Here is a 25614-nt window from a genome sequence, read left to right as displayed (position 1 = left end):
GCCCACATAGGGCGTCACCGGCGATTCGGTGCGGGTGACTTCGGGCTGGACCAGGGCAGGGCTGTAGCCCGTCAGCGTCCATTCGCCAGGGCCGCTGGGGCGCACGTGGGGCTGGCGGGCGGCGAGGAACTGGGTGCATGCGCTGGCCAGCGCGGCAAACGATGTCTGGGCAGGGCCGGTGGGCTCGGGCTTGCTGCAGCCTGCCAGCAGCCCCAGGGGCAGGGCGAGCAGCAGGGTAGCGGTGCGTACGCCTGTGCGAGTGGCGGGCTGGCGGAGGGGCCAGGCGCTGCGGCGCGCGGCGGTTGTGTTGTGCAAGGACCTCATGGGCGGCATTGTGGGCCGGTGGGCGGGCTGGGGCTTGATGGATGTCAAGGGTGTGGCGGGGTGCTGGGGGTGTGCGGGCCTTGCGCGGGTGTGGGCCCCAGCGCAGCCGGGTCGCCCTGGTGCCAGCGGTGCAGTGCGGCGGGATCGGTCAGTACGGCGAGCACGGCGGCGTTCAGCTCGTGGGCGCTGGCGGGCAGGGGCTGGTCGCGGTAGGCCAGGGCGGTGCCTGCCATCAGGGCCTCGGCATCCACCAGCAGGCGCAGGTTTTGGGGGATGGTGGGGGATTGTTCTGCACAGTGCGTGGCCGACAGCGAATGCGCCTTGCGGCAGGCGGCGGGGCGCGCGGGGTAGATGCTGCAGCGGTCATCCACCAGAAAGCTGCACGCCTGGCGCGTGGTGCTGGCCTGCGCAGTTGCCACATGCCGCTGCAGGGCACTGATGGCATCAGCCCGCACCGTAGCGGGCTGGGCACGCAGGTGCTGGGCGATGTGGAAGACCTCAGGCTCGGTCGCTTCGACCCGCAGGTGGCAGCAGTGGGCGCAACCGGCCTGGCAGGCGGGCTGGGGGCCAGTGGCGCGGGCCTGCTCGGCTACGGTGTCCAGGCCCCGGTGCAGCTGCGCGATGAAAGCCACGGCGCCATCCGCACCATCGGCGCTCTGGGCCTGTCGCAGCGCCTGCGCTGCCCGCTGCCGCACGCGGGCGATGGATTGCAGGAAGGCGGAGCGCTCGTCGTCGGTCAGCATGGGCGGTTCGCGGTTGGGGGAGTCGGGAAGGTGGCTGTGCCCCGCACCTTAGCGCGTTTGCCACCACGCGGGCAGCAGGCTGCGCACCTGGGCCTGTGCAAAGCGCTCGTCCATCAGGTGCACCACGCCCTCGTCGCTGGGCGTGCGGATCACGCGGCCAGCGGCCTGCACCACCTTTTGCAGACCGGGGTAGAGGTAGGTGTAGTCATAGCCCGCGCCAAACAACGCCTGCATGCGCTCACGGATCTGCTCGTTGACGGGGTTGACCTGCGGCAGGCCCAGCGTGGCGATGAAGGCGCCAATGAGGCGCTGGCCTGGCAGGTCGATGCCCTCGGCAAACGCGCCGCCTAGCACGGCAAAGGCAATGCCCTGGCTGGTAGTGGTAAAGCGGGCCAGAAACTCGCGCTGCTCGCCTTCGAGCATGCGGCGCGACTGGCACCAGTGCGGCACATCGGGGTGCTGCTGCGCAAACAGTGCAGCGGCCTGCTGCTGATAGTCGTAGCTGCTGAAGAACGCCAGATAGTTGCCGGGCCGCACACGGAACTGCTGCGCCATCAGCGCCGCAATCGGCGCCAGCGATGCCGCGCGGTGCGGGTAGCGCGTGGAGATGTGGCGCGCCACCTGCACCTGCAGCTGGTGTGCCGCAAAGGGCGATTCCACATCCACCCACACATGGTCCTCAGGCAGGCCCAGCAGGTCGGCGTAGTAGCGCGCGGGCTGCAGCGTGGCCGAAAACAAGGTGCTGGTGTGCGCAGCTGCGAGGCGGGGTTGCAAGAAGGGCGCGGGCACCACGTTGCGGATGCAGACCACGGAATCGCCGGGCTTAGAGGCTCGCTGGTGGTGGGCTGCAGAAGCCTGGGTGATGTCCACCATCGAATGCGCATCGAGCAGGTCGGCCATGCGCTGCAGGTGCAGGGCATCGAAGTAGAACGTTTGCAGCGCGCCGTCTGGCTCCGTGGGGTGGTCGGTGAAATGCTCGGTGAGCGTGGTGGTGCACTGCTGCAGCGTGGCCAGCAGCTTGTCGGGGAAGGTTTCGAGCACCGTGTACGGGGCCGGGTGCGCCTTGTCCAGCGCCACCCAGGCGCGGCGCACCTTGTCCAGCGCCTTTTTCACCGGCGCGTGCTGCGCAGCGGTGGGGCTGCTGCGGGCCTGGGCCAAGGCGGCGGGGTGCAGTTCGGCCGTGAACATCTTGCGGCCGCGCTCCACCATGTTGTGCGCCTCGTCCACCAGCAGCGCCGTGCGCCACTGGTTGGCCTGGGCCAGGCCGTGCAGCAGGCCGCCCAGGTCAAAGTAGTAGTTGTAGTCGCCCACCACCACATCGGCCCAGCGGGCCAGCTCCTGGCTCAGGTAGTAGGGGCAAACCTCGTGCTGCAGGGCCACCTCACGCACGCGGGCTTGTAGCAAAGCGGGGACGTTTTTCCCTTCCATGGTGGTGGCCACCGCCGCTGCGCGTGCGGCGGGCAGCCGGTCGTAGAAGCCCCGGGCCAGCGGGCATGACTCGCCATGGCAGGCCTTGTCGGGGTGTTCACAGGCCTTGTCGCGCGCGACCAGCTCCAGCACACGCAGCGGCAGTGCGGGTGCGCTGTCGGCCAGGCGCGCCAGCGCATCCAGCGCCATCTGCCGCCCCGAGGTTTTGGCGGCCAGAAAGAACACCTTGTCGATGCGCTGGGCCGGTGCGGCCTTGAGCATCGGGAATAGCGTGCCCATGGTCTTGCCAATGCCTGTGGGTGCCTGGGCCAGCAGGCAGCGGCCCGCCACCGCGGCCTTGTACACGGCCTCGGCCAGCGGGCGCTGGCCGGTGCGAAAGCCGCCAAATGGAAACGCCAACGTGGTCAATGCCGTATCGCGCGCGGCACGATGGGCCACCTGCTGTTCGGCCCAGGCAATGAAGCGCTGGCACTGGGCCTCGAAGTGCTGGCGCAGGTCGTCGGCGTTGCAGTGTTCGGTGAACACCGTCTCTTGCTGCGTGCCCACGTCCAGGTACACCAGGGCCACGTCGATGTGCGCCAGCTGCTCCTGCTCGCACAGCAGCCAGCCGTACACCTTGGCCTGCGCCCAGTGCAGATGGCGGTGCGATGTGGGCTGGCGGTCCAGCCGCCCTTTGAAGGTCTTGACCTCGTCGATGCGCTGCTGCGTAGGGTCGTAGCCATCGGCCCGGCCGCGCACGCGCAGGCTTTGGTAATTGCCGCTCAGCGCCACCTCGGCCCGGTAGCCCGCTCCCCGGCGCGACGCTGCCACCGCATGGCCTGCCATACCTTCCAGCGCGGTGGGTGCAGGCGTAAAGCGCAGGTCCAGGTCGCCCTGCTTGGCGGTGAACTCGCACAGCTCGCGCACCGCCACGGTGTAGGTCATGGCGGGGTGGTAGTGGAGTCGGTGGCAGGCGGGGCTGGCTCGCCCAAATGGGTCTGAGCCATGTCGTCATCGCTGCGCAGCGGCGTGGCCTTGCACAGCGCCATCCACACAGAGAAGGGCAGGGTGCAGCGGTTATGCCGCGCGGGGCGCAGCAGCTCAAAGCGCCCGTCGTCCACACTGCCGTGCAGCACCCAGATGCCAAAATGCTCAGGGATCTCGTCCGGCTCGGCAATGCCGGCAGGGAACACGTAGTAGCACTCCTCACACAGCCACTGGTAGGCCTGCCGCTTGGCGTCGTGCCGCAGGTCCGACAGCAGGTCGGCCCGGCTCGCCTTCACCTCGTGCACCATGGGCTGCAGGTAGGCGGGCACCGAGGTGTTGCGTACCGAAAACAGATCGGGCCGGGCCATGCGCCACACATTGGCAGCGGCGCGGGCAGCCGGGGCGTGGTCATCCTCGGCCCACAGCGGGGCCATGGCGGGTGCTGTATTGGTAGGTGCTCCGGGCGCGGCCGCAGTGGGCGTCATCACATCCCCCCCCGGCACGGTGTCGATCACCGCGCGCAGCGACAGCTCGGTCCACACGATGCGCCCCGCCGCCAGCAACTGCGCCGCAAACTTCTGCCCCAGCCGATCGTGCAAGCTCAGTGCCCGCACGCCGCGCTGGCGGGCCTGCGCCAGCGTGCGGATGCCTTCGTCGGTGAGGCGCAGGGTTTCGCAACCATCGGGCGCCGTGTGCAGATGGATCAGGCCCGCAGCCAGCAGGTCAATCTCCAACCCGTCCTTGCACGGCCAGCCCGCCGAGCGCCAGATTTGCATCAGGCGGGTGCGGTGAAAGCGGGTGATCGGGGTGGAGGGCGGGGAGTCCGAAGTGGGGGAGGGCAGCACCGTCATGGCGGGGTGGGTGGGCTGGCGTGGCACTGATTTTAATCACAGTGCCTGGCGGGCTGCTTTTAGGATGCCGGAAGGAGTGTGCTAAAGAAATTTGGGTCGAATTTGCCTCTTCCGCCCTATGGATAAGCGCTAGCAGCTATTGAAATGTGAGCATTCTCGCCATGACATTTCGAGGGAGAAGAAATGAGTCCTCCGGGGTTGTATGAGGACGCACTTGCCCGGCATGAAGCGAACAATCGGAAGTTGTGGTTATGTGGCCGTCTATGCAGCAGGTAAATCGGAAGAGGCGGCGAGAGGCTGCTACGCAGCGACTGCTGACGATCAGCCCCACAACATGAAGACTGCTCTTTAGCAATGATCCGTCACTTGCTGCCAATAGGGAGAATTATGTGAGATAGGGCACTAGCTAGGAAAAGCTGGTCGATTTACACTCGCCCTTTTCTCTTGTTTTTCAATGATGCCAAAAGGGAATATTTTGGAGGCGAGGATGCTGGAGGTAGACAAGAAACGCGAAGCGACAGCTTCGATCAGAGGGTATTTTTACCAACTTGACGCTGCCTTGCTCGAAATCCTGAACGCGGACCTGAGCGATGAAATCGTCATCGAGGGAATTGAAGACTTCGACCGCTACACCGATGAAGGCGTCATTTACGGACAGGTAAAATACTATGCGGCGCAGAACCTGACAGACTCGGTGTTGCGTGATCCCCTGCATAAGCTCTTTGTTCATTTTCATGGGCTTGAAGAGGCAAAACGGGCAGGCCGAAAATACCGGCTGTACGGGCATTTTCCTGAAGTTAAGATCGATATTAATGAGTTCTCCGTCGAGCGCTTTAAATCGGTGATGGAATATCGCAAAGAAACGAAGGCTGCTGACGGTACGAAAACATACGAGACGAAATCTCTACTCGACGGAATGGCAGCGCCTGATGAATTGATTGAGGCGTTTTGCAAAAACTTCAGCATACAGATTTCGGCGGAATTTTCCGAGCATCGCACCATCGTCATCGAGGCAATACGGAAGAGTCAAGGCGTCTCAGCGTTTGAGGCTGAAGGCTTTCACTATCCAATAGCCCTTGATTACATTGCGACACTAGCCACAAAAAAAGATCACAACGATCGCAAGACTACTCGTCGTGATCTGCAACAAGTGCTCAAAGCCTCTCAGGCTGTCCATAATCGTTGGCTTCTCCGAGAGAAGGACGCAACGGAGTATGCGAAGCATATGAAACGCCTGCATTTCTCACCTACGAACAGCTCAGGAATCGCCCGCACTTTCATCATGGAATGCAATGCGGCGACAGACAGTTCGGTTGTCTGCGAGCAACTCAGGGCAATCAGCAGCAAGTGGAGTTCGGCGAAGCGGCGCCGTATCCCGAGTTCCGAACGCGATGCCCCATTAATCCTGCTACGCGGCGCGGATGACAAACTTATCATGCATGTGAAGAACGAGCTTTTCGATACTGGAACAGTTTTCGTAGACGGTTTCCCATATCGCGGATCGCCATTCCGCATCGATCACATCCTCAGCCTACTGACCCAAGAGCAGCAAATCGAAATACGTTTTGTCGATGACGAAAGCCAGTTGCAGCAGGTCCTCAATGGAGTGGGACGGAGGTTGTGCCACATCTATGACTTCTTCCTTGAACGCCCTGCGACCATGGCTATGCAGGCTCCAAAGATTCGGATTTATTCGATCCCCGTCAGCAGCATCTCCACAATCAAGAAAATTATCTGAGGAAGTAAAATGACTGAAGAAATCGTTAATGCCCAGGTTGTCGCCGTTTACCCCAACAAGGTTAGAGTAGCTGTTGACGATCTGTTGAACTTCCAGACGGCAGGTGAATCTCTTCGCGTCGGGTCCTTTCTTAAAGTCTCGGACAATGAAAACGTTTCCCTCATCTGCATCATCGAAAGCTTTTCAATCGAAATGAAAGAGGTCAAAGGGGACGGAAGCGGTGACTACAAGCGCGTCTATATGATCGACGCCTACCCTCTCGGGACCCTTAAAGATGGAAAGTTTAATCGTGGAGGCGACGAATTAGCTATTCCACCGAAGAAGGTGGTCCCGGCGACGAAAGCGGAAATCGCAGCCATTTACGCAGACTGCTATGCGGCTGAAGACCGCTTTTGCTTTTCTTCACTGACTCGGCAGCGTGATATTGTCGTACCCGTTCACGGCGACCGATTCTTCAACAAGCATATTGCCGTTGTCGGTGCTTCGGGATCGGGAAAATCGTCGAGTGTGTCGTCGGTTCTGCAGAGGGCCATATCTGCCAAAACCGGCGAATACCAAGGCCTCAACAACTCCCATATCCTGATATTCGATCTTCATTCCGAATATGCAGCAGCATTTCCCAAGGCAAATGTAATTACCGTCGATGATCTCGTCCTACCATATTGGCTTCTCAACGAAGACGAGATGGAGGACATGTTCCTTGAGTCGGGGGACAACAACAATTACAACCAGGAGTCGCTGCTTCGTTCCGTAGTGACTATCGCCAAGAAGATCAGCAATCCTGCCGTCGAGAAGGTCAATTTCGACAGTCCGCTTCGATATGACATTCAGCACGTAGCGAACGCTTTCCGCAACCTGACGCGGGAAACAAAAGATGCTGAGAACTCGCTGCATATCAAGTTTAAGGACGGCACGACCGAAACGTTCGATGACGTGGAGGGGCAGCTTGAGCATTATTGCAAGGCGTTGCGGGAATTCGCGGCCCCGGAACGGGGAAAAATCAATAAAGGCCCCTATGCCGACGGTAGCATCGACAAATTCGAGCGTCGGATTGGATCAAAAATATCCAATTCCCGGCTTGACTTCATATTCGGTGCGAAGGCCAAAGCAGCGACCCTGGAGCAGGTACTTGAACAGTTTACCGGCTACAAGGCGGGAGGTGAGTCGAATGTCACCATCATCGACCTCAGCGGCATCCCCTTTGAACTACTCAGCATTACCGTTTCGTTGATCTCCCGTTTAATGTTCGATTTTTGCTATTATGCTCGGCGCGTTGAAAGCAAGACTGAGCAGCCATTCCTGATGGTTTATGAGGAAGCGCACAAATACGCGCCAAAGAGTGGCCTTGCTCGCTACAAGGCTTCCCTGGCTGCAATCGAACGCATCGCCAAAGAAGGCCGAAAGTACGGCATTAGCCTACTGATTTCGAGCCAACGACCGTCTGAAATTTCAGAAACTATTTTTTCGCAATGCTCAAACTTCCTGGCGATGCGTCTTACTAATCCCGATGACCAAAGCTATGTCCGCCGACTACTGCCGGATACGCTTGGCAATTTGACAGAGGGCATGCCCGCGCTGGAGCAAGGGGAAGCGCTTCTGATCGGGGATGCTGTCATCATGCCATGCGTCGTGTATGTGGAGAAATGTGACCCCGAGCCCTCGTCCAGTGATGTGAGATATCTCACACTCTGGAAATCGGAGTGGAAGAACATCGATTTTAAAAAGCGTGCCGACAACTGGCGAGGGTAATGGGGGGCGTTGTCGCACAAATTAAGTTTGAGGCGAGCTGCCCAAAACCCTAGTTGTGGCTATACCACGGTCAAAACTGAATTGCAAAGAAGGTTCAGTGCAATGACTGCTTTGGGTGGCAGCAGTCATTGGCCTTGTTGAGTTGAACGGCGGCAACCAGCCTAAAGCCGCCCATTGCCACCGAATCCACTGACGAAGATCCCAACCCCCTCACCACTCCGCAAAACTCCCATCCCGGTGCCGCCACACCGGGTTCCTCCACCGGTGTCCCTCCTGCGCCCGCTCGCGCACATATTCTTCGTTCACTTCAATCCCCAAACCCGGACCGTTCGGGATCGCCACCATCCCATCCTGGTACGCAAATACCTCGGGGTTGGACACATAGTCCATCAAGTCATTGGCCTGGTTGTAGTGGATGCCCAGGCTCTGTTCCTGGATGAAGGCGTTGTAGCAAACGGCGTCCAGCTGCAGGTTGGCCGCCAAGGCAATGGGCCCCAGCGGGCAGTGCAGGGCCAGGGCCACGTCGTAGGCCTCGGCCATGCTGGCGATCTTGCGGGTTTCGGTGATGCCGCCTGCGTGCGAGGGGTCGGGCTGGATGATGTCGGCGTAGCCGCCTTGCAGCACGCGCTTGAAGTCCCAGCGCGAGTACAGGCGCTCGCCCAGGGCGATGGGGGTGGACGAGATGCGGGCGATTTCCTTGAGCGCCTCGTCGTGTTCGCTGAGCACAGGCTCTTCGATGAACATGAGCTTGTAGGGCTCCAGCTCCTTGACCAGCACCTTGGCCATGGGCCGGTGCACACGGCCGTGGAAGTCCACGCCAATCCCCACGTTCGGCCCCACGGCCTCGCGCACGGCGGCCACGTTCTGCAGGCAGCGTTCCACCTTGTCGTAGCTGTCCACGTACTGCATTTCTTCGGTGCCGTTCATCTTCACGGCCGTGAAGCCGCGCGCCACGGCGGCCTGGGCAGCGGCGGCCGTCTCGCTGGGGCGGTCTCCGCCAATCCAGCTGTAGACCTTGATGTGGCTGCGGACATTGCCACCCAGTAGCTCGGACACGGGCACGCCCAACGCCTTGCCCTTGATGTCCCACAGGGCCTGGTCGATGCCGGCCAGTGCGCTCATGTGCACGCCGCCGCCCCGGTAAAAGCCGCCCCGGTACAGCACGGTCCAGTGGTCTTCGATGTGGCGTGGGTCTTTGCCAATGAGGTAGTCGGCCAGTTCATCGACCGCTGCGGCCACGGTGTGCGCGCGGCCTTCCAGCACGGGCTCGCCCCAGCCGGTGATGCCTTCGTCGGTTTCGATTTTGAGGAAGCACCAGCGCGGCGGGACGATGAACGTGGTGAGTCGGGTGATCTTCATGGGGGATGGGCAGTCGGTTCAGAAATGCTGGGTTGTCTGGAGCGAGTAGGGGCGCGGTTCAGGCGGTGGCGGGCGCGGTTCCAAACGACGCCTGCCACGCCCGCGCAAACGCTGCAGCCTTGTGCGCCACCTCGGGAGCCTGGTCGCCGGGCCGGTACAGGGCCGAGCCCAGGCCAAAGCCGCTGGCGCCAGCGGCGGCATAGGGGGCAATGCTCTCGGGCACGATGCCGCCCACGGGCACCAGCGCCATGGGCGGCGTGATGACGGCGCGCCAGGCCTTGAGCACATGGGGCGGCAGCGCCTCGGCGGGGAACAGCTTGAGCATGTTGGCGCCCGCTGCCAGCGCGGCATAGGCCTCGGTCAGCGTGGCCACGCCGGGCGCGCAGGCCATGCCGGCGGCGCGTGCGGCGCGGATCACATCGGGGTCGCTGTGGGGCATGACGATGATCTGCCCACCGGCTGCGGCCACATCGGCCACGGCATCGATGGAGAGCACCGTGCCTGCACCCACGAGGCAGTCGGCGGGCAGCGCATCGCGCAGCGCGCGGATGCTGGCCAGCGGCTCGGGGGAGTTCAGCGGCACTTCGATGATGCGAAACCCCGCGTCGTATAGCGCGTGGCCGATGGCGACCACCTCGTGCGGCTGCACGCCGCGCAGGATGGCGATGAGCCCGCAGCGCTGCAGGATGTGGAACAGGGCTTTGTCGATGGGGTTCATGCAGCCAGACTCCCGGCGGTGAAGGGGTGTGAGGAGGAGGGTGCTGGCGCAACGACCAGCCCTGCCGCCAGCGCGATCTGCCACAGCCCGGTGGCCGTGGCCTGCGTGGCGATGGCGGGTGCGGCAAAGCCATGGGTCTGCAGCGCGACGGCGTAGCGGCGGCACAGGTCGGGCTCGCCGCACAGCACCGGCGTTCGTGGTGTTGTTGGGGTTTGATCCTGTGCGCGGCTCAGGCTCGCCACCTCGTGCCCGATCAGCAGGCCCGAGAGGTAGTCCGCTTGCGCGGTAGGCGCCAGCGCGCCGGTCAGCCCCAGCGTGCGGGTGCTGAAGATGTGCGAGAGCAGTCCCAGCGCGGCATCGCTGCCCCGCGCCACCTCCAGCCCGCGCGCAAAGGCATCGTCGTCGGGGGCCGCTGCAGCCTGCATGGTCTTGCCCAGAATCGTGTGGCCGCGCAGTGCGGCAAACACCTCGCCGGTCATGAAGGTGTGGAACTGTTCGATGTGGCCTTGGCGTGCCAGCACCCATTTGCTGTGGGTGCCGGGCAGGCCGATGAGCACGGGCGCATCTGCAGGCAGCGCAAGCCCCGCCAGCACGCCCAGCACCTGGGTTTCTTCGCCGCGCATCACGTTGGGCAGCGCGCCCTGCTGCAACAGGCCCGGCACGATGTGCAGCGGCGGGCCGTCGCGCCGCTCCACCAGTGTCAGGCCCCGCGCCAGTGCATCGAGCGAGGTGGGCGTCGGCAGGTACTTGGCCTCGCGCCAGCCTTGGGCGCTGCCCACCATGCCGCAGGCCAGCAGGGGCAGGCCGGGTGCGGCGGCCAGCCAGTCGCCGCAGGTGTCTTGCAGTGCGCGTTCAAACGCGGCGCCGGGCTCGCCGTCTGCCGCGCTCGCGGTGGCGGGGGGCAGGTTCATGATGCCCCAGGGGCGGTGCCGCGTCTCCAGCACCTCGCCATGGGCGCCCATGCGGAAGGCGCGCAATGCGCTGGTGCCCCAGTCCAGGGCGATCAGGCCCGCCTCGGCGGGCACCAGAAAACGTGCAGGCACCATGGGTGTCCTGCTTAACGTGCCCAGCGCAGCACCAGCGGGTCCAGGCGCCGTGCGATGTCGATCAGGCCGCGTCGCACCTCAGGGTGCATGGCCGGGAAGGGGTGGCGGCCTGCCTCGCAGGTGATCACGCCGCCTTCCTTCATCAGTGCCTTGGCCGTGAGGATGCCGCCCTGGCGGTTTTCGTGGTTGATGAGGGGCAACCAGCGCTGGTAGAGCGCAAACGCCTGGTCCCTGTCGCCCTGGCGGTGGGCTTCGATGACGGGGCGAATGCCGTCGGGGAAGGCGCCGCCGGTCATCGCGCCGGTGGCGCCCGCATCCAGGTCGGCCAGCAGGGTGATGGCTTCTTCGCCGTCCCACGGGCCTTCGATGGCGTCGCCACCCAGGCGGATCAGCTCGCGCAGCTTGCTGGCGGCGCCGGGCACTTCGATCTTGAAGTAGGCCAGGTTCTCGATCTCCTGCGCCATGCGGGCCAGGAAGGGGGCCGAGAGCACGGTGCCGCTGGCGGGCGCGTCCTGCACCATGATCGGGATGCGGATCGCATCCGACACTCGGGCATAGAACTCGTAGATCTGCGCCTCGGGCACGCGGAAGGTGGCACCGTGATACGGCGGCATGACCATCACCATGGCCGCGCCCATGTCTTGCGCGGCGCGGCTGCGCTCGGCGCACACGCGGGTGCCGTAGTGGGTGGTGGTGACGATGACGGGCACGCGGCCCGCCACATGCTCCAGCGATGTGCGGGTGAGGACTTCGCGCTCGGCGTCCGATAGCGAGAACTGCTCCGAGAAGTTGGCCAGGATGCAGACGCCGTCCACGCCAGCGTCGATCATGAAGTCGAGGCAGCGCTTCTGGCTGTCGAGGTCGAGCGTGCCGTCTTCGTGGAAGGTGGTGGGCACCACGGGGAAGATGCCTCGGTAGCGAGGGTTCTGGAGGGAATGGGTGGCTGGCATGGCGGGTGCGGATAAGAATTTGAGTGAAATGAGGCTCTTTCGCCTGTCCATTAAGCGCTGATAGCTATTAAATATGTAGCATTCTTCTGTGGCTGACGCGGCAAAGGCGCCAAGCGACTTCGGGGGCGTCCTTCAATGAGAGTGACGCGGGACCTCTGCACCTCGGCAACCCACCAGGAAGTCAAAGTCGCAACCATCGTCCGCCTGCAGTACGTGGTCCACATACAGCCGCTGGTAGCCGCCGCGTCCGCCGTTGTCCTTGCCAGCCAATGCGGCCAGGCGTGCTGCCAGTTCCTCGTCGCTGATGTCCAGATGCAGGCGGCCGTTCTCGCAGTCCAGCTCAATGAAGTCGCCATCGCGCACAGCAGCCAGCGGGCCACCGGCAGCCGCCTCGGGCGCCACGTGCAGCACCACCGTGCCGTAGGCGGTGCCGCTCATGCGCGCGTCGGAGATGCGCACCATGTCCTTCACGCCCTGCCGCAGCAGCTTGGGCGGCAGGCCCATGTTGCCCACCTCGGCCATGCCGGGGTAGCCCTTGGGGCCGCAGTTCTTGAGCACCATCACGCAGCTGGCGTCGATGTCCAGGTTTTCATCGACGATGCGCTCCTTGTAGTGCTCCAGGTTCTCGAACACCACGGCGCGGCCCCGGTGCTTGAGCAGTTCGGGCGATGCGGCCGAGGGCTTGAGCACCGCGCCACGCGGCGCCAGGTTGCCGCGCAGGATGCAGATGCCACCGTCGGCAATCAGCGGGTTGGTGATGGGGCGGATGACCTCGTCGTTGTACTGCGGTGCTTCGCGCACGTTGTCCCACAGGCTCTTGCCGTTGACGGTGAGGGCGTTGGGGTGGGGCAGCAGGCCGTTCTCGCCCAGGCGGCGCAGCACGGCGGGCAGGCCGCCCGCGTAGTAGAACTCTTCCATCAGGAAGCGGCCCGAGGGCTGCAGGTCCACCAGGGTGGGCGTGCCCCGGCCGATGCGGGTCCAGTCCTCCAGGTCCAGCTGCACGCCAATGCGGCCTGCGATGGCCTTGAGGTGAATGACCGCATTGGTCGAGCCGCCGATGGCCGCGTTGGTGCGGATCGCGTTCTCGAATGCCTCGCGCGTGAGGATCTTGGAGAGCGTGAGCCCTTCGTGCGCCATCTCCACAATGCGCTTGCCGGACATGTGGGCCAGCACATAGCGGCGCGAGTCCACGGCCGGGATGGCTGCATTGTGCGGCAGCGATGTGCCCAGCGACTCGGCCATGCAGGCCATGGTGCTGGCCGTGCCCATGGTGTTGCAGGTGCCGGCGGAGCGTGACATGCCGGCCTCGGCCGCGAAGAACTGGTGTTCGTTGATCTCGCCCGCCTTCAGTGACTCGTGCAGGCGCCACACGGCCGTGCCCGAGCCGATGTCCTTGCCGTCGAGCTTGCCGTTGAGCATGGGCCCGCCCGTGACCACGATGGCGGGCACATCGCAGCTGGCCGCGCCCATCAGCAGCGCAGGCGTGGTCTTGTCGCAACCCACCAGCAGCACCACCGCGTCGATGGGGTTGCCGCGAATGGCCTCTTCCACGTCCATGCTGGCCAGGTTGCGCGTCAGCATGGCCGTGGGGCGCAGGTTGGATTCGCCGTTGGAGAACACCGGGAATTCGACGGGGAAGCCACCCGCCTCGTAGATGCCGCGTTTCACATGCTCGGCAATCTTGCGAAAGTGGGCGTTGCACGGGGTCAGCTCGGACCAGGTGTTGCAGATGCCGATCACGGGGCGGCCGTCAAACGCGTGGTCGGGGATGCCCTGGTTCTTCATCCAGCTGCGGTACATGAAGCCGTTTTTGTCGGCCGTGCCGAACCATTCGGCGGAGCGGAGTTTGCGCTTGGGGGTGGTCATGGTGGGGTGCGAGAGAAAGAGGAGAAATGAAGAGTCAACGGGCCTTGCCCGAGCGGCGCGAAAGCAGCCGCTGCAGCAGACAGAAAGCGAACAGCAGCACACCGACGACGATGCGTGTCCACCAGGAGCTGAGCGTGCCGTCGAAGGAAATCAGGGTCTGGATGATCCCGAGCATGAGCACGCCAAACAGCGTGCCCGCCACATAGCCCACGCCACCGGTGAGCAGCGTGCCGCCAATGACCACGGCGGCAATCGCGTCCAGCTCCATGCCCACGGCATGCAGGCCATAGCCCGACAGCATGTAGAACGTGAACACCACGCCCGCCAGCGCCGAGCAAAAGCCCGACAGCGTGTACACGCCAATGAGCGTGCGGCGCACCGGCAGGCCCATGAGCACGGCCGAGTGCTCGCTGCCGCCCACCGCATACACGTTGCGGCCAAACGGCGTGCAGTGCGCCACAAACAGGGCCACCAGCAGCACGGCGATGGCGATGAGCGCCCCCAGCGATAGGGATGCGCCTTCCCACAGCGGCAGGCGCCACTGGGCCAGCTCCGAATAGCCTTCGTGTGTGATGCTGATGGAGTCGATGCTGATCAGGTAGCACAGCCCCCGCGCCAGGAACATGCCTGCCAGCGTGACGATGAAGGGCTGAAGCCGAAAGCGCTCGATGAGGAAACCCATGAACGCGCCAAATGCCGTGCCCATCAGCAGCACCAGCGGGATGGCGACGATGGGGTTCCAGCCCCGGTGTTCCACCAGCGCGGCCAGCACCATGGTGGTCAGTGCCACCACCGAGCCCACCGAGAGGTCGATGCCGCCCGACAGGATCACGAACGTCATGCCCACCGCCACGATGATGAGGAAGGCGTTGTCGATCAGCAGGTTGAGGAAAACCTGGGCCGAGAAGAACCCGGTGTACAGCACCGAGCCCAGCGTGGCCATGGCCACGAACAGCGAGATGGTGGCTGCCAGCGGCAGGTACTTGGGGTTGAACCGCGCGCGCGCGGCGGCGGCCTGTGGGGCAGGGTGGGTCACGGTGCCGAAGCCTGCGGTCTTGGGTACGGCGCTCATTGCAAGGCTCCCGCGCCAGGACGGCGTGCCAGCGCGCCGACTTGCGCTCGGAACTCGGGCGACTGCAGCAGCATCACGATGAACACCACCACGGCCTTCACCACCAGGTTGATCTCGGGCGGCACGCCCAGCGAGTAGATGGCGTAGGTCAGCGTCTGGATGATGAGCGCACCAATCACGCTGCCCACCAGGCTGAAGCGGCCGCCCGTGAGGGCTGTGCCGCCCAGCGTGACGGCCAGGATGGCGTCCAGCTCCAGCAGCTGCCCGGCGTTGTTGCCATCCGCACTCTTCACGTTGGAGCTGATAAGCAGCCCCGCAATGCCCGCGCAGACGCCGCAGAACACATAGGCCGCCACGACAAGCCGCCCCGCCTGCACACCCGCCACCCGCGCCGCCGTGGGGTTGATGCCCACTGCCTGGATAAACAGGCCCAGCGCTGTGCGCGTGATGGCGAGGTACAGCACCACGAAGACTGCGGCCACTACGAACACGGAGAACGGCAGCCCTGCCAGGTACCCACCGCCCATGAAGAAGTAGGGCGTGTAGTAGATGGTGATGATCTGCCCGTCGGTGATGAGCTGGGCAATGCCCCGGCCCGCCACCATGAGGATCAGCGTGGCGATGATCGGCTGCATGCCCACCTTGGCCACCAGTACGCCGTTCCACAGCCCGCACAGCAGTGCCACGCCGATGGCGCCGAGGATGGCGACCGGCAGCGGAAAACGGCTTTCGGTGCCCGACACCGAGCCGCCGATCAGCCACGCTGCCACGGCCGCTGCAATGGCCACTGTCGCACCCACCGAGATATCGATGCCGCGTGTGGCGATCACCAGCGTCATGCCCAGGGACACCAGCACCAACGGTGCGGCGCGGTTCAGGATGTCGATGAGGCTGCCGTACAGGTGCCCGTCGCGCCATTCGATGTTCAAGAAGCTCGCGTTGAAAGCCGTGTTGATACCCAGCAACAACAGCAGCGTGATGATGGGCCAGGCCAGTCGGTGGTGCATCAGCGCGGCAATGGGGGAGGGGGTATTGCGTTTTTCAGGCATGTTGTTCTGCGGCGATGAGTTCGTAGACGGCGTCCTCGCTACTTCCAGCTGGAAGTTCACCCACCTTGTGGCGATCGCGGAGCACCACGATGCGGTGCGCCACGCGCACCACCTCGCTCATTTCGGAAGAGATGAACAACACGGCCATGCCCGCCTGGGCTAGGCGCAGGATCTGGTCCATGATTTCCTGCTTGGCGGCCACGTCGATGCCGCGCGTGGGTTCGTCCAGTATCAAAAGGCGCGGTTCGATGGCCATCCAGCGCGCGAGGATCGCCTTTTGCTGGTTGCCACCCGACAGCAGGCCGATGGGCTTGTCCACCGTCTCGGTCTTGATACCCAGCAGCTTCACATAGCGTTCGGCCAGCGCCGTCTGCTCGGCGCGCGAAAGGAACTTGCTCACACCCATGCGCGCCTGCAGCGCCAGCGCAATGTTCTCGCGCACCGACAGCTCGGCCACGATGCCGTCGGTCTTGCGCTCTTCGGGGCACAGGGCCAGGCCATGGCGGATCGCATCCATGGGGTTGGCAAACTTCACCACCTGCCCGTCAATGCGCAGCGCGCCCCGGTCGGGCTGCTCCAGGCCAAAGAGCAGGCGCGCCAGCTCGGTGCGGCCCGAGCCCAGCAGCCCGGCCAGGCCCACCACCTCGCCCGCGCGGATCTGCAGATCCAGCGGCTGCAGCTGCGTGTCTTGCCCCAGGCCCTCGGTTTGCAGCAGCGTGGCTTGACGGCTGTCCACGGTGGGCGCTGGTGCGGGTTGCTCCGACGTCGCGGCCAGGTCGCGGCCCAGCATGGCGGCGATCAGCGCTTGTGACCCTAGGTCTTTGGCCAGCCACTCGCCGACCCAGCTGCCGTTGCGCAGCACGGTGATGCGGTCGGACACGGCATACACCTGGTTCAGGAAATGCGTCACAAAGACGATGGACAGCCCCTCGCTGCGCAGGCGCCGCAGCACCTCGAAGAGCTTTTGCACTTCGTCGTCGTCCAGGCTGGAGGTGGGCTCATCCAGGATCAGCACGCGCGATTCGATGCTGAGCGCCCGGGCAATCGCCACCAGCTGCTGCACGGCCACGGGGTAGTCCGACAGCAGGCGCGTCACGTCGATCTGTAGGCCGATGCGCGCCACCAGATCGCGGGCGCGCTGGTGCAGCGTGGCCCAGTCGATGCGAAAGCCCTGCGCAATGCCGCAGCGCGGGTAGCGGCCCGCAAAGATGTTCTCGGCCACCGAGAGGTTGGGGCAGAGGTTGACCTCCTGGTACACGGTGCTGATGCCCAGGCGCTGCGCAGCCAGCGGCGAGTCCGGCCACACCGCTTCTCCGCCCAGCTGCATCTGCCCGCCGCTGGCCTCCAACACGCCTGTCAGCACCTTGATCAGTGTGGACTTGCCCGCACCGTTCTGCCCCATCAGCGCATGGATCTCGCCGGGGTAGAGGTTGAGCTGCACGTCGCGCAGCACGGGGATGCCCGCAAACTGCTTGTGGATTCCCGAAAGCTGCAGCACCGGAGCTGCGGCTGGGGCGTGAGCGGTGGACGCGTCCATAGGTGTCATCACGCTTTGTTCTTGTTGTAAACGTCCACAAGCACGGCGGCCAGCAGCACCACGCCCTTGATGACCTGCTGGTAGTCAATGCCGATGCCCAGGATGGACATGCCGTTGTTCATCACGCCCATCACAAAGGCGCCGATGACCGCACCCATCACCTTGCCCACGCCGCCCGAGGCCGATGCGCCGCCGATGAAGCAGGCTGCAATCACGTCCAGCTCAAAGCCCAGCCCCGCCTTGGGCGTGGCGGTGTTGAGCCGCGCCGCAAACACCAGCCCGGCCAGGGCGGCCAGTACGCCCATGTTGATGAAGGCGTAGAGCGTAAGCCGCTCGGTCTTGATGCCCGAGAGCTTGGCCGCCTTCTCGTTGCCGCCCATGGCGTAGATGCGGCGGCCGATGGTCGTGCGGCTGGTAACAAAGTCGAACAGCACGATCAGCAGCGCCATCACGATGAGTACGTTGGGCAGGCCCTTGTATGAGGCCAGGAGGTAGCTGAAGTACACCAGCAGCCCGCCAAAAACGATGGTGCGGGCGATGAACAGACCCGCAGGCTCTGTCTGCACGCCGTGGCGCAGCCGGTTGGCGCGCTGGCGCAGTCCGCCCACGGCCAGGGCCGCAGCCACGGCCGCACCCAACAGCAGCGAGGTCATGCGCAGCCCTTCCACGCTGAACAGGTCGGGGATAAAACCCGAGCTGAGCATCTGGAATGCCGAGGGGAACGGCCCCACCGACTGACCCGCCAGAAGCGCCAGCGCCAGGCCCTTGAACACCAGCATGCCCGCCAACGTGACGATGAACGAGGGGATGCGCGAGAAGGCCACAAACCCACCTTGAATGGCGCCGATGAGCCCGCCGCACAGCAGGCACACCAGCGTGGCGGGCACAAAGTGCCAGTTGTACTCAACCATCAGCACCGCTGCCAGCGCGCCGATGAAGCCACACACCGAGCCCACCGACAGGTCGATGTGCCCGGCCACGATGACCAGCAGCATGCCCAGCGCCATGATGACGATGTAGCTGTTCTGCAGCACCAGGTTGGTCAGGTTCAAGGGCTGCATCAGCGTGCCCTCGGTCATGTACTGGAAGAAGCCCATGATGGCCACCAGCGTGATCAACATGCCGTATTCGCGCAGGTTGTGCTGCAGGTGCTGCAGCAGCGATTTGTCGTGCCGCGCCGTTGTTGTCGGGTTTCCGTCTGCCAGCGTGCTGGCGGGGGGATGGGTGGTCTGGCTCATATCAACTGGCTTTCACGATGGCTCGCATGATTCGTTCTTGGGATGCTTCGGCGGTGGGCATCTCGGCCACAAAGCGGCCTTCGTTCATCACATAGATGCGGTCTGTGATGCCCAGCAGCTCGGGCATTTCGGAGGAGATCACGATCACGCATTTGCCCTCCGCCGCCAGCTGGGCGATGAGGGTGTAGATCTCGTACTTGGCGCCCACGTCGATGCCGCGCGTGGGCTCGTCGAGGATGAGCACTTCGGGGCTGGTGAACAGCCATTTGCTCAGCACCACTTTTTGCTGGTTGCCGCCCGAGAGGTTCAGCGTCTTCTGGCCCACGCCCGAGCAGCGGATGCGCAGCTTCTCGCGGTAGTCCTGTGCCACGCGGTGTTCCTGACCGCTGTCGATCACGCTGGCGAACGACACGCCCGGCAGGTTGGCCAGCGAGGTGTTGAACTGGATGTCTTCGTTCAGCACCAGGCCATTGCCCTTGCGGTCTTCGGTCACATAGGCCAGGCCGTGGCGCACGGCCTTTTCCACCGTGCTCACGTCGATGGGCTGGCCGTGCAGCCGCACTTCGCCGCTGATGCGCTGGCCCCACGAGCGGCCGAAGATGCTCATGGCCAGCTCGGTGCGGCCTGCGCCCATCAGGCCCGCAATGCCCACAATCTCGCCGCGCCGCACATTCAGGTCGATGCCCTTGAGGTGCTCGCGGTCGCTGCGCTGCGGGTGGTGGGCGCGCCAGTTGCGCACCTCAAAAGCAATGTCGCCCACTTGCGGCTGGCGCTGGGGATAGCGGTCGCTCATCTCGCGGCCCACCATGGCCTGGATCACGCGGTCTTCGCTCACCGGGCCCTCGCGGCAGTCCAGCATCTGCACGGTGCTGCCATCGCGCAGCACGGTGATGGCATCGGCCACACGCGAGATTTCGTTGAGCTTGTGCGAGATCAGGATGCAGGTAATGCCCTGGGCTTTCAGCTCCAGCAGTAGGTCCAGCAGGGCTTGGCTGTCGTTCTCGTTGAGGCTGGCGGTGGGCTCGTCCAGGATCAGCAGGCGCACCTTGCGCGACAGCGCCTTGGCAATTTCCACCAGCTGCTGCTTTCCCACACCCAACTGGCCCACCGGTGTGTCGGGCGACTCGCGCAGGCCCACCTTGTGCAGCAGCGCCTGGGCGCGGCTGTGTGCGGCCATCCAGTCGATGACGCCGTGCCGCGCGGTTTCGTTGCCCAGGAAGATGTTCTCGGCAATCGACAGCAGCGGCACCAGCGCCAGCTCCTGGTGAATGATGATGATGCCCAGGTGCTCGCTGTCGCGGATGCCCGCAAACTCGCGCTCCTGCCCGTCGAAAAGGATCTGGCCGCTGTAGCTGCCATGGGGGTACACACCCGACAGCACCTTCATCAGCGTGGATTTGCCCGCCCCGTTTTCGCCGACGATGGCATGGATCTCCCCGGCCTGCACCTGCAGGTTGACCTGGTTCAGCGCCACCACGCCGGGGAAGGTTTTGCGGATGTTCCGCATTTCAAGAAGCATGGTCTCTCAGTCTGTTGGCGGGGCCTTGGGGCCCATCCCGGTTGCACGCCGCCTGCGCTGCCCCAGCAGCATTTGCAGGCGGCGGGTCTACATGCAGAAGCCGCTCGCGCTTACTTGATTTGCGATTCCTTGTAGTACCCGCTGCCCACCAGCACCGCGTTCCAGTTGGAGGAATCCACCGCCACTGGCTTGAGCAGGTACGAGGGCACCACCTTCACGCCGTTGTTGTAGGTCTTGGTGTCGTTGATCTCGGGCTGCTTGCCTGTCAGTACGGCGTCCACCATGTTGGCGGCCACCTTGGCCAGCTCGCGGGTGTCCTTGAACACGGTGGAAGACTGTTCGCCCTTCAGAATGGATTTGATGGAAGGCACCTCAGCGTCTTGGCCGCTGACCACGGGGCAGGGCTGCTGGGCGGTGCAGTAGCCCACGCCCTTGAGGGAGGACAGGATGCCGATGGAGATGCCGTCATAGGGCGAGAGCACCGCATGCACCTTGTCCTTGCCGTAGTAGGCCGACAGCAGGTTGTCCATGCGCGCCTGGGCCACCGAGCCGTCCCAGCGCAGCGTGCCCACCTTGTTCATGCCTGTCTGCTTGCTGCGTACCACCAGCTTGCCGCTGTCGATGTACGGTTGCAGCACGCTCATGGCGCCGTCGTAGAAGAAAAAGGCGTTGTTGTCGTCGGGTGAGCCGCCGAACAGTTCAATGTTGAACGGGCCCTTGCCTTGTTTGAGGCCTAGCTTGTCCACGATGGACGTGGCCTGCAGCACGCCCACTTGGAAGTTGTCGAACGTGGCGTAGTAGTCCACGTTCTTCGAGCCCTTGATGAGGCGGTCATAGGCGATGACCTTCACGCCCTTGTCGGCCGCGTTTTGCAGCGCCTTGGACAGCGTGGTGCCGTCAATCGACGCGATCACCAGCACCTTGGCGCCCTTGGTGATCATGTTCTCGATCTGCGCGAGCTGGTTGGGGATGTCGTCTTCGGCGTACTGCAGGTCGGTTTTGTAGCCACGGTCTTTGAGCACCTTGACCATGTTGTCGCCATCGGCAATCCAGCGCGCCGAGGACTTGGTGGGCATCGAGATGCCGATGGTGCCCTTGTCCTGGGCCGATGCCACGGACGTGGCGCCGATGGCCGCCAGTGCCACGGTGGCCAACACGGCCTTGAAAATTGCACGCTTCATTTGAGTCTGTCTCCTGGTGTGAATTTGTTTTTTGATAGATGCCTGAAGTCCGCTACAGGCCGCCGCAACTGGCGCGGCCCCAGGCCAGGGCCACCGCCCAAGGGCCGCCATGCAGCGAAGGCTGCGTTTCACTTGCGGGCGCCGGTGGCTTCCCCCTTCCCGCATCGCGCAGCGATGCGAGAGAAAGGGGGAAGGCGCGCAGCGCCTCAGGGGGTTAGTACTTGCGGTTAGGCATTTCCTTCGCCGCCACTTCCATCGGGAAGATGCCTTCTTCGGTCACGATGCGCTTGGGCACGGCCTTGCCAGCCTTGATGTCCTTCACGGCGCTCATCAGCTGCGGGCCGAGCAGGGGGCTGCACTCCACGCTCACGTTGAGCTTGCCGGCGATCATGGCTTCGAAGGCGCCCTTCACTGCGTCGATGGAGATGATCACGATGTCCTTGGCGGGCTTCATGCCGGCCTCTTCGATGGCCTGGATGGCGCCAATCGCCATGTCGTCGTTGTGCGCGTACAGCACATTGATCTTCTTGCCCTCGGCCTTCAGGAAGGCCTCCATCACTTCCTTGCCCTTGGCGCGGGTGAAGTCGCCGGTCTGGCTGCGGATGATCTTGAACTTGGGGTCGGCCTTGATGACTTCTTCAAAGCCCTTCTTGCGGTCGATGGCAGGGGCCGAGCCCACAGTTCCTTGCAGCTCGACGATGTTGACCTCGCCCTTCTGGTCCTTCATCTTCTCCACCAGCCAGCGACCGGCCTTGCGGCCTTCTTCCACAAAGTCCGAGCCCATGAAGGTCACGTACAGCGACGTGTCCTTGGTGTTCACTGCGCGGTCGGTCAGCACCACGGGGATCTTGGCGGCCTTGGCCTCGCGCAGCACGGGTTCCCAGCCCGACTCCACCACGGGCGAGAACGCAATCACGTCCACCTTCTGCGCGATGAACGAGCGGATGGCCTTGATCTGGTTCTCCTGCTTCTGCTGCGCGTCCGAGAACTTCAACTCGATGCCCGCCTCCTTGGCGGCCGACTTGATGGACTCGGTGTTGGCGGTGCGCCATTCGCTCTCGGCCCCCACCTGGCTGAAGCCCAGCACGAGGGGCTTTTGCGCCCAGGCGGCGCCGGGCAGCAAGGCGGCCACGGGCACGCTGGCCAAGGCGGCAGCAACGGTGCGGCGGTTCATTTTCATCATCTTGTCTCCTGTCTGTAATGGTTGGTTGACGATGGTTGCGGGATGGAAAGAAGGAACGCTCGAAAAGGGCAGGGCTCAAGCCAGCATGTAGCCCGTCTTGACCGTGGTGTAGAACTCGGCGGCGTAGCGCCCCTGCTCGCGGGCGCCGTAGCTCGATTCCTTGCGGCCGCCAAACGGCACATGGAAGTCCACGCCCGCCGTGGGCAGGTTCACCATGGTCATGCCCACGGCAGCGTGGCGCTTGAAGTGCATGGCGCGCTTGAGCGACGTGGTGCAGATGCCCGCACACAGGCCAAAGGGCGTGTCGTTGGCCAAGGCCAGTGCGTGCTCGTAGTCGTCAGCCCGCAGCACGCAGGCCACGGGGCCAAAGATTTCCTCGCGCGCCACGCGGTGTTCGGGGCGGGCCAGGAAGAGGGCGGGGCTCATGTAATGGCCTGGGGTGGGGCGCTCCAGGCGCTCGCCACCCCAGACATGCTCCGCCCCCTCATTGCGCGCAATGTCGATGTAGCCCAGGTTCTGCGCCAGCTGGTTGTCGTCCACCACCGGGCCCATCTCGGTGCCGCGCTCCAGCGCATGGCCCACCTTCAGGCTGACCAGCCGGTTGCGCAGGCGCGCCACAAAGGCGTCGTGCACCTCGGCCTCGACGATGAGACGGCTCGATGCCGTGCAGCGCTGGCCGGTGGAGAAATACGAGCCCTGCAGCGCGCAGTCCACCGCCTGGTCCAGGTCGGCGTCGGCCAGCACGATGAGCGGGTTCTTGCCGCCCATCTCCAGCTGCACCTTGGCGCGCCGTGCTGAGGCCGCGCGCAGGATGCGGTCGCCCGTGGCGACTGACCCGGTAAAGCTCAGCGCGTTGACCAGCGGGTGGTCCACCAGCGTCTGGCCCACCTCGCGGCCACTGCCCATGACGAGGTTGAAGGCACCGGCGGGCAGGCCGCTGCGGCTGATGATTTCGGCCAGCGCCCAGCCACAGGCGGGCACCAGCTCGGCGGGCTTGAACACCACGGTGTTGCCGTAGGCCAGGGCCGGGGCGATCTTCCAGGCCGGGATGGCGAACGGGAAGTTCCACGGCGCAATGATGCCCACCACGCCCACGGGCTCACGGGTCACGTCCACCTGCACGCCCTGGCGCACCGAGGCCAGCAGCTCGCCCTGGATGCGCAGCGCCTCGCCTGCAAAAAACTTGAAGATCTGCCCGCTGCGCGCCACCTCGGCGATGCCTTCGGGCAGCGTCTTGCCTTCCTCGCGGGCCAGCAGCGCGCCCAGCTCATCCTTGCGGGCCAGCAGCTCGCTGCCAATCATGTCCAGTACATCGGCGCGGCGTTGGGGTGTGCTCTGGCTCCAGGTGGGCAGGGCGTCGGCCGCAGCGCGCACGGCCAGCTCGGTCTGGTTGCGGTCGGCGCGGGCGTATTCGGCCACCACCTCGCGGGTATCCGACGGATTGGTGCTAATGCCGGTGGTGGTGCCGATTTCCCACCGGCCGTTGATCAGGTGCCGGGGGCTGAGCTGGAGGTCGCCGAGCTTCATGGAGAGAGGCCTTTGTTGCAGTTGCGGCGAAGTCTATGGAAGGTTTAGATATCAATCCAATCGTTTTTTAGACAAAATACATATCGTTCTTTGCATTCTGGAAAACCCCTCCCTTTTTCCGTCCTTTCCCCCTTCCTTCCATCCATGAGCACCTACAACCACTGGTTCATCCGCGCCCGCCTCAAGACGCGCCAGCTTCTGCTGCTGGTGGCCCTGGCCGAAGAGGGCAACATCCACCGCGCCGCCCAGGTGCTCAGCATGACCCAGCCCGCCGCCTCCAAGCTGCTCAAGGATCTGGAGGACGTGCTGGAGGTGTCGCTGTTTGACCGCCTGCCGCGCGGCATGCGCCCCACCTGGTACGGCGAGACCATGATTCGCCACGCGCGCATGGCCCTGGCCAACCTGAACCAGGCGCACGACGAGATCGGTGCGCTCAAGCGCGGGCACTACGGACAGGTGGGCATCGGCGCCATCACCTCACCCGGGCTGAGCCTGCTGCCCGCGGCCGTGGCGCTGGTCAAGCAGGAGCACCCCAGCCTGCGCATTTCGCTCGACATAGAAACCAGCCCGGTGCTGCTGGAGCGGCTGGAGCAGGGCAAGCTCGACATCGTGGTGGGCCGCCTGTACGAGGAGCACGACAAGGAGAACCTGCGTTATGAGTCGCTGACGGAGGAGCTGGTCTGCGCCATGACGCGCCCGGGCCACCCGCTGTCGAGCATGACGGGGCTGACGCTGCGCGATGTGGTGTCGGCCAACTGGATCGTGCCGCCTGCTGGCAGCGTGCTGCGCCACCGGTTTGACCTGATGTTCCAGCAGGACGGGCTGGCGCCGCCGCTGCACACGGTGGAGACATCGGCCCTGCTGTTCATCACGCGCATGCTGCAGCAGAGCGACATGATTGCGGTGGTGGCGGAGGATGTGGCGCGGTACTACGCGGCGCATGGGATCGTGACGGTGTTGCCGCTGGCGATGCCGTGCCATATGGATGCGTTCGGGATCATCACGCGGTCGGACCGGCTGTTGTCGCCGGCGGCGAAGGTGATGATGAAGGCGTTGAAGCAGACGAGTCTGGTGCAGTATGGGCGGAGGTTGGAGGTGGGGGATTGATTTTTTGGATGAAATTGGCTGCTAACGCTTGTTGGATAAGCGCTGGTAGCTATTTTTTTTGTAGTTTTAGGCCTCCTGTCCGTTCGGTCTGAGCTTGTCGAAGCTGGGGCGTGCTGGTTTGAAAAGCATGCTTGTGTTGAGGGCGGAGGCCGGGTCTCGGCCCGGCGGCCGAGGTACTTGTTCTTTGCTTCGCCAAAGAAAAGTACCCAAAAGAAAGGCGACCCCCAGTCTGCGACCCCTGCGCTTCGCTACGGGGCAAACCTGCGTCGGTGCGGTTGCGGGGTGCGCCGCAGAACTCGCTGCGCGCCTGCGGCGCTCCGCTCGGACAACTGCGGCGAGTCAGATCACGAAGCATGGGCGCTCCGACGCCCATGCCACCCCACAACCGCCCCGCCGCAGGCGCAGCCAGCAGGGGGTGGACAGCCGAACAGCCACACGGGCCATTGCTGCACTCGGCCCCACC

19 protein-coding genes and 1 pseudogene are annotated in these 25614 nt (G+C 64.2%); 3 read left to right on the top strand and 17 right to left on the bottom strand.

Annotation, left to right across the window (positions count from 1 at the left end; translation table 11 throughout):
* The 4 genes and pseudogenes from AC07Z7_RS20485 to AC07Z7_RS20470 form a co-directional block, all read right to left on the bottom strand.
* Positions 1 to 324 (bottom strand): annotated as a pseudogene (locus tag AC07Z7_RS20485) (hypothetical protein); the annotation flags it as partial.
* Between the two features lie 44 nt (positions 325 to 368).
* Positions 369 to 1067 carry a YkgJ family cysteine cluster protein gene (locus AC07Z7_RS20480; protein WP_494767487.1) on the bottom strand — a complete coding sequence of 233 codons (699 nt, stop codon included), beginning with the start codon at positions 1065 to 1067 and terminating at the stop codon, positions 369 to 371.
* Positions 1068 to 1115: 48 nt separating this feature from the next.
* A complete protein-coding gene (locus AC07Z7_RS20475; RefSeq protein WP_494767486.1) occupies positions 1116 to 3419 on the bottom strand; it encodes an ATP-dependent DNA helicase in 2304 nt (767 codons plus the stop codon).
* Positions 3416 to 4312, bottom strand: coding sequence for a hypothetical protein (locus AC07Z7_RS20470; protein ID WP_494767485.1), 897 nt, complete (start codon positions 4310 to 4312; stop codon positions 3416 to 3418). Before AC07Z7_RS20470 ends, AC07Z7_RS20475 begins: the two co-directional genes overlap by 4 nt.
* A 487-nt stretch (positions 4313 to 4799) precedes the next feature.
* On the opposite strand from AC07Z7_RS20470, the gene AC07Z7_RS20465 reads away from it, so the two are divergent.
* Together AC07Z7_RS20465 and AC07Z7_RS20460 are read left to right on the top strand one after the other, a co-directional pair.
* Positions 4800 to 6050, top strand: a complete 1251-nt coding sequence (locus AC07Z7_RS20465; protein ID WP_494767484.1) for a DUF4297 family anti-phage-associated protein — start codon at positions 4800 to 4802, stop codon at positions 6048 to 6050.
* Between the two features lie 9 nt (positions 6051 to 6059).
* Positions 6060 to 7799, top strand: coding sequence for an ATP-binding protein (locus tag AC07Z7_RS20460; protein WP_494767483.1), 1740 nt, complete (start codon positions 6060 to 6062; stop codon positions 7797 to 7799).
* A gap of 210 nt (positions 7800 to 8009) precedes the next feature.
* Here the strand turns inward: AC07Z7_RS20460 and dgoD are convergent, their stop codons facing one another.
* The 13 genes from dgoD to AC07Z7_RS20395 form a co-directional block, all read right to left on the bottom strand.
* Positions 8010 to 9158, bottom strand: coding sequence for a galactonate dehydratase (gene dgoD, locus AC07Z7_RS20455; RefSeq protein ID WP_494767482.1), 1149 nt, complete (start codon positions 9156 to 9158; stop codon positions 8010 to 8012).
* A 58-nt stretch (positions 9159 to 9216) separates the two neighbouring features.
* Entirely contained in the window at positions 9217 to 9876 is a 660-nt protein-coding gene (locus AC07Z7_RS20450; RefSeq protein ID WP_116749616.1) for a 2-dehydro-3-deoxy-6-phosphogalactonate aldolase, read from the bottom strand.
* Positions 9873 to 10922 carry a 2-dehydro-3-deoxygalactonokinase gene (locus AC07Z7_RS20445; RefSeq protein WP_494767481.1) on the bottom strand — a complete coding sequence of 350 codons (1050 nt, stop codon included), beginning with the start codon at positions 10920 to 10922 and terminating at the stop codon, positions 9873 to 9875. Before AC07Z7_RS20445 ends, AC07Z7_RS20450 begins: the two co-directional genes overlap by 4 nt.
* A gap of 11 nt (positions 10923 to 10933) precedes the next feature.
* Positions 10934 to 11872: a dihydrodipicolinate synthase family protein gene (locus tag AC07Z7_RS20440; RefSeq protein ID WP_494767480.1), complete on the bottom strand. Its 939-nt coding sequence runs from the start codon at positions 11870 to 11872 to the stop codon at positions 10934 to 10936.
* A gap of 132 nt (positions 11873 to 12004) precedes the next feature.
* The gene (locus AC07Z7_RS20435; RefSeq protein ID WP_494767479.1) at positions 12005 to 13738 is read right to left on the bottom strand and encodes an IlvD/Edd family dehydratase; all 1734 of its coding nucleotides are present in this window, start codon (positions 13736 to 13738) and stop codon (positions 12005 to 12007) included.
* Between the two features lie 34 nt (positions 13739 to 13772).
* Positions 13773 to 14810, bottom strand: a complete 1038-nt coding sequence (gene yjfF / locus AC07Z7_RS20430) for a galactofuranose ABC transporter, permease protein YjfF (RefSeq protein WP_494767478.1) — start codon at positions 14808 to 14810, stop codon at positions 13773 to 13775.
* Positions 14807 to 15859, bottom strand: coding sequence for an ABC transporter permease (locus AC07Z7_RS20425; RefSeq protein ID WP_494767477.1), 1053 nt, complete (start codon positions 15857 to 15859; stop codon positions 14807 to 14809). The genes yjfF and AC07Z7_RS20425 overlap by 4 nt, the downstream gene beginning before the upstream one ends.
* On the bottom strand, positions 15852 to 17405 hold the full coding sequence (locus AC07Z7_RS20420) for a sugar ABC transporter ATP-binding protein (protein WP_494767476.1): 1554 nt from the start codon (positions 17403 to 17405) through the stop codon (positions 15852 to 15854). Before AC07Z7_RS20420 ends, AC07Z7_RS20425 begins: the two co-directional genes overlap by 8 nt.
* Positions 17405 to 18634, bottom strand: coding sequence for a multiple monosaccharide ABC transporter permease (gene mmsB / locus AC07Z7_RS20415; RefSeq protein WP_494767475.1), 1230 nt, complete (start codon positions 18632 to 18634; stop codon positions 17405 to 17407). Before mmsB ends, AC07Z7_RS20420 begins: the two co-directional genes overlap by 1 nt.
* A gap of 1 nt (position 18635) precedes the next feature.
* On the bottom strand, positions 18636 to 20153 hold the full coding sequence (gene mmsA, locus AC07Z7_RS20410) for a multiple monosaccharide ABC transporter ATP-binding protein (protein ID WP_494767474.1): 1518 nt from the start codon (positions 20151 to 20153) through the stop codon (positions 18636 to 18638).
* 110 nt (positions 20154 to 20263) lie between these two features.
* Positions 20264 to 21334: a multiple monosaccharide ABC transporter substrate-binding protein gene (chvE, locus tag AC07Z7_RS20405; protein WP_015013817.1), complete on the bottom strand. Its 1071-nt coding sequence runs from the start codon at positions 21332 to 21334 to the stop codon at positions 20264 to 20266.
* Between the two features lie 214 nt (positions 21335 to 21548).
* Entirely contained in the window at positions 21549 to 22514 is a 966-nt protein-coding gene (locus tag AC07Z7_RS20400; protein ID WP_137746565.1) for an ABC transporter substrate-binding protein, read from the bottom strand.
* Positions 22515 to 22592: 78 nt separating this feature from the next.
* On the bottom strand, positions 22593 to 24044 hold the full coding sequence (locus AC07Z7_RS20395) for an aldehyde dehydrogenase family protein (protein ID WP_494767473.1): 1452 nt from the start codon (positions 24042 to 24044) through the stop codon (positions 22593 to 22595).
* Positions 24045 to 24188: 144 nt separating this feature from the next.
* Here AC07Z7_RS20395 and AC07Z7_RS20390 point away from each other — a divergent pair, with 144 nt between their 5' ends.
* A complete protein-coding gene (locus tag AC07Z7_RS20390) occupies positions 24189 to 25151 on the top strand; it encodes a LysR substrate-binding domain-containing protein (protein ID WP_094290556.1) in 963 nt (320 codons plus the stop codon).
* The last annotated feature ends 463 nt before the right edge of the window (positions 25152 to 25614 follow it).

The organism is Acidovorax sp. GW101-11A03 (genome assembly GCF_059424825.1).
The sequence above is the reverse complement of the archived record's forward strand: the minus strand, read 5'-3'. Positions and strand labels throughout refer to the sequence as shown.

Bases quoted from the DNA above. Each gene is read 5' to 3' on its own strand.
- AC07Z7_RS20480 (WP_494767487.1), bottom strand. From the start codon at position 1,067: ATGCTGACCGACGACGAGCGCTCCGCCTTCCTGCAATCCATCGCCCGC.
- AC07Z7_RS20475 (WP_494767486.1), bottom strand. From the start codon at position 3,419: ATGACCTACACCGTGGCGGTGCGCGAGCTGTGCGAGTTCACCGCCAAG.
- AC07Z7_RS20470 (WP_494767485.1), bottom strand. From the start codon at position 4,312: ATGACGGTGCTGCCCTCCCCCACTTCGGACTCCCCGCCCTCCACCCCG.
- AC07Z7_RS20465 (WP_494767484.1), top strand. From the start codon at position 4,800: ATGCTGGAGGTAGACAAGAAACGCGAAGCGACAGCTTCGATCAGAGGG.
- AC07Z7_RS20460 (WP_494767483.1), top strand. From the start codon at position 6,060: ATGACTGAAGAAATCGTTAATGCCCAGGTTGTCGCCGTTTACCCCAAC.
- dgoD (WP_494767482.1), bottom strand. From the start codon at position 9,158: ATGAAGATCACCCGACTCACCACGTTCATCGTCCCGCCGCGCTGGTGC.
- AC07Z7_RS20450 (WP_116749616.1), bottom strand. From the start codon at position 9,876: ATGAACCCCATCGACAAAGCCCTGTTCCACATCCTGCAGCGCTGCGGG.
- AC07Z7_RS20445 (WP_494767481.1), bottom strand. From the start codon at position 10,922: ATGGTGCCTGCACGTTTTCTGGTGCCCGCCGAGGCGGGCCTGATCGCC.
- AC07Z7_RS20440 (WP_494767480.1), bottom strand. From the start codon at position 11,872: ATGCCAGCCACCCATTCCCTCCAGAACCCTCGCTACCGAGGCATCTTC.
- AC07Z7_RS20435 (WP_494767479.1), bottom strand. From the start codon at position 13,738: ATGACCACCCCCAAGCGCAAACTCCGCTCCGCCGAATGGTTCGGCACG.
- yjfF (WP_494767478.1), bottom strand. From the start codon at position 14,810: ATGAGCGCCGTACCCAAGACCGCAGGCTTCGGCACCGTGACCCACCCT.
- AC07Z7_RS20425 (WP_494767477.1), bottom strand. From the start codon at position 15,859: ATGCCTGAAAAACGCAATACCCCCTCCCCCATTGCCGCGCTGATGCAC.
- AC07Z7_RS20420 (WP_494767476.1), bottom strand. From the start codon at position 17,405: ATGACACCTATGGACGCGTCCACCGCTCACGCCCCAGCCGCAGCTCCG.
- mmsB (WP_494767475.1), bottom strand. From the start codon at position 18,634: ATGAGCCAGACCACCCATCCCCCCGCCAGCACGCTGGCAGACGGAAAC.
- mmsA (WP_494767474.1), bottom strand. From the start codon at position 20,153: ATGCTTCTTGAAATGCGGAACATCCGCAAAACCTTCCCCGGCGTGGTG.
- chvE (WP_015013817.1), bottom strand. From the start codon at position 21,334: ATGAAGCGTGCAATTTTCAAGGCCGTGTTGGCCACCGTGGCACTGGCG.
- AC07Z7_RS20400 (WP_137746565.1), bottom strand. From the start codon at position 22,514: ATGAAAATGAACCGCCGCACCGTTGCTGCCGCCTTGGCCAGCGTGCCC.
- AC07Z7_RS20395 (WP_494767473.1), bottom strand. From the start codon at position 24,044: ATGAAGCTCGGCGACCTCCAGCTCAGCCCCCGGCACCTGATCAACGGC.
- AC07Z7_RS20390 (WP_094290556.1), top strand. From the start codon at position 24,189: ATGAGCACCTACAACCACTGGTTCATCCGCGCCCGCCTCAAGACGCGC.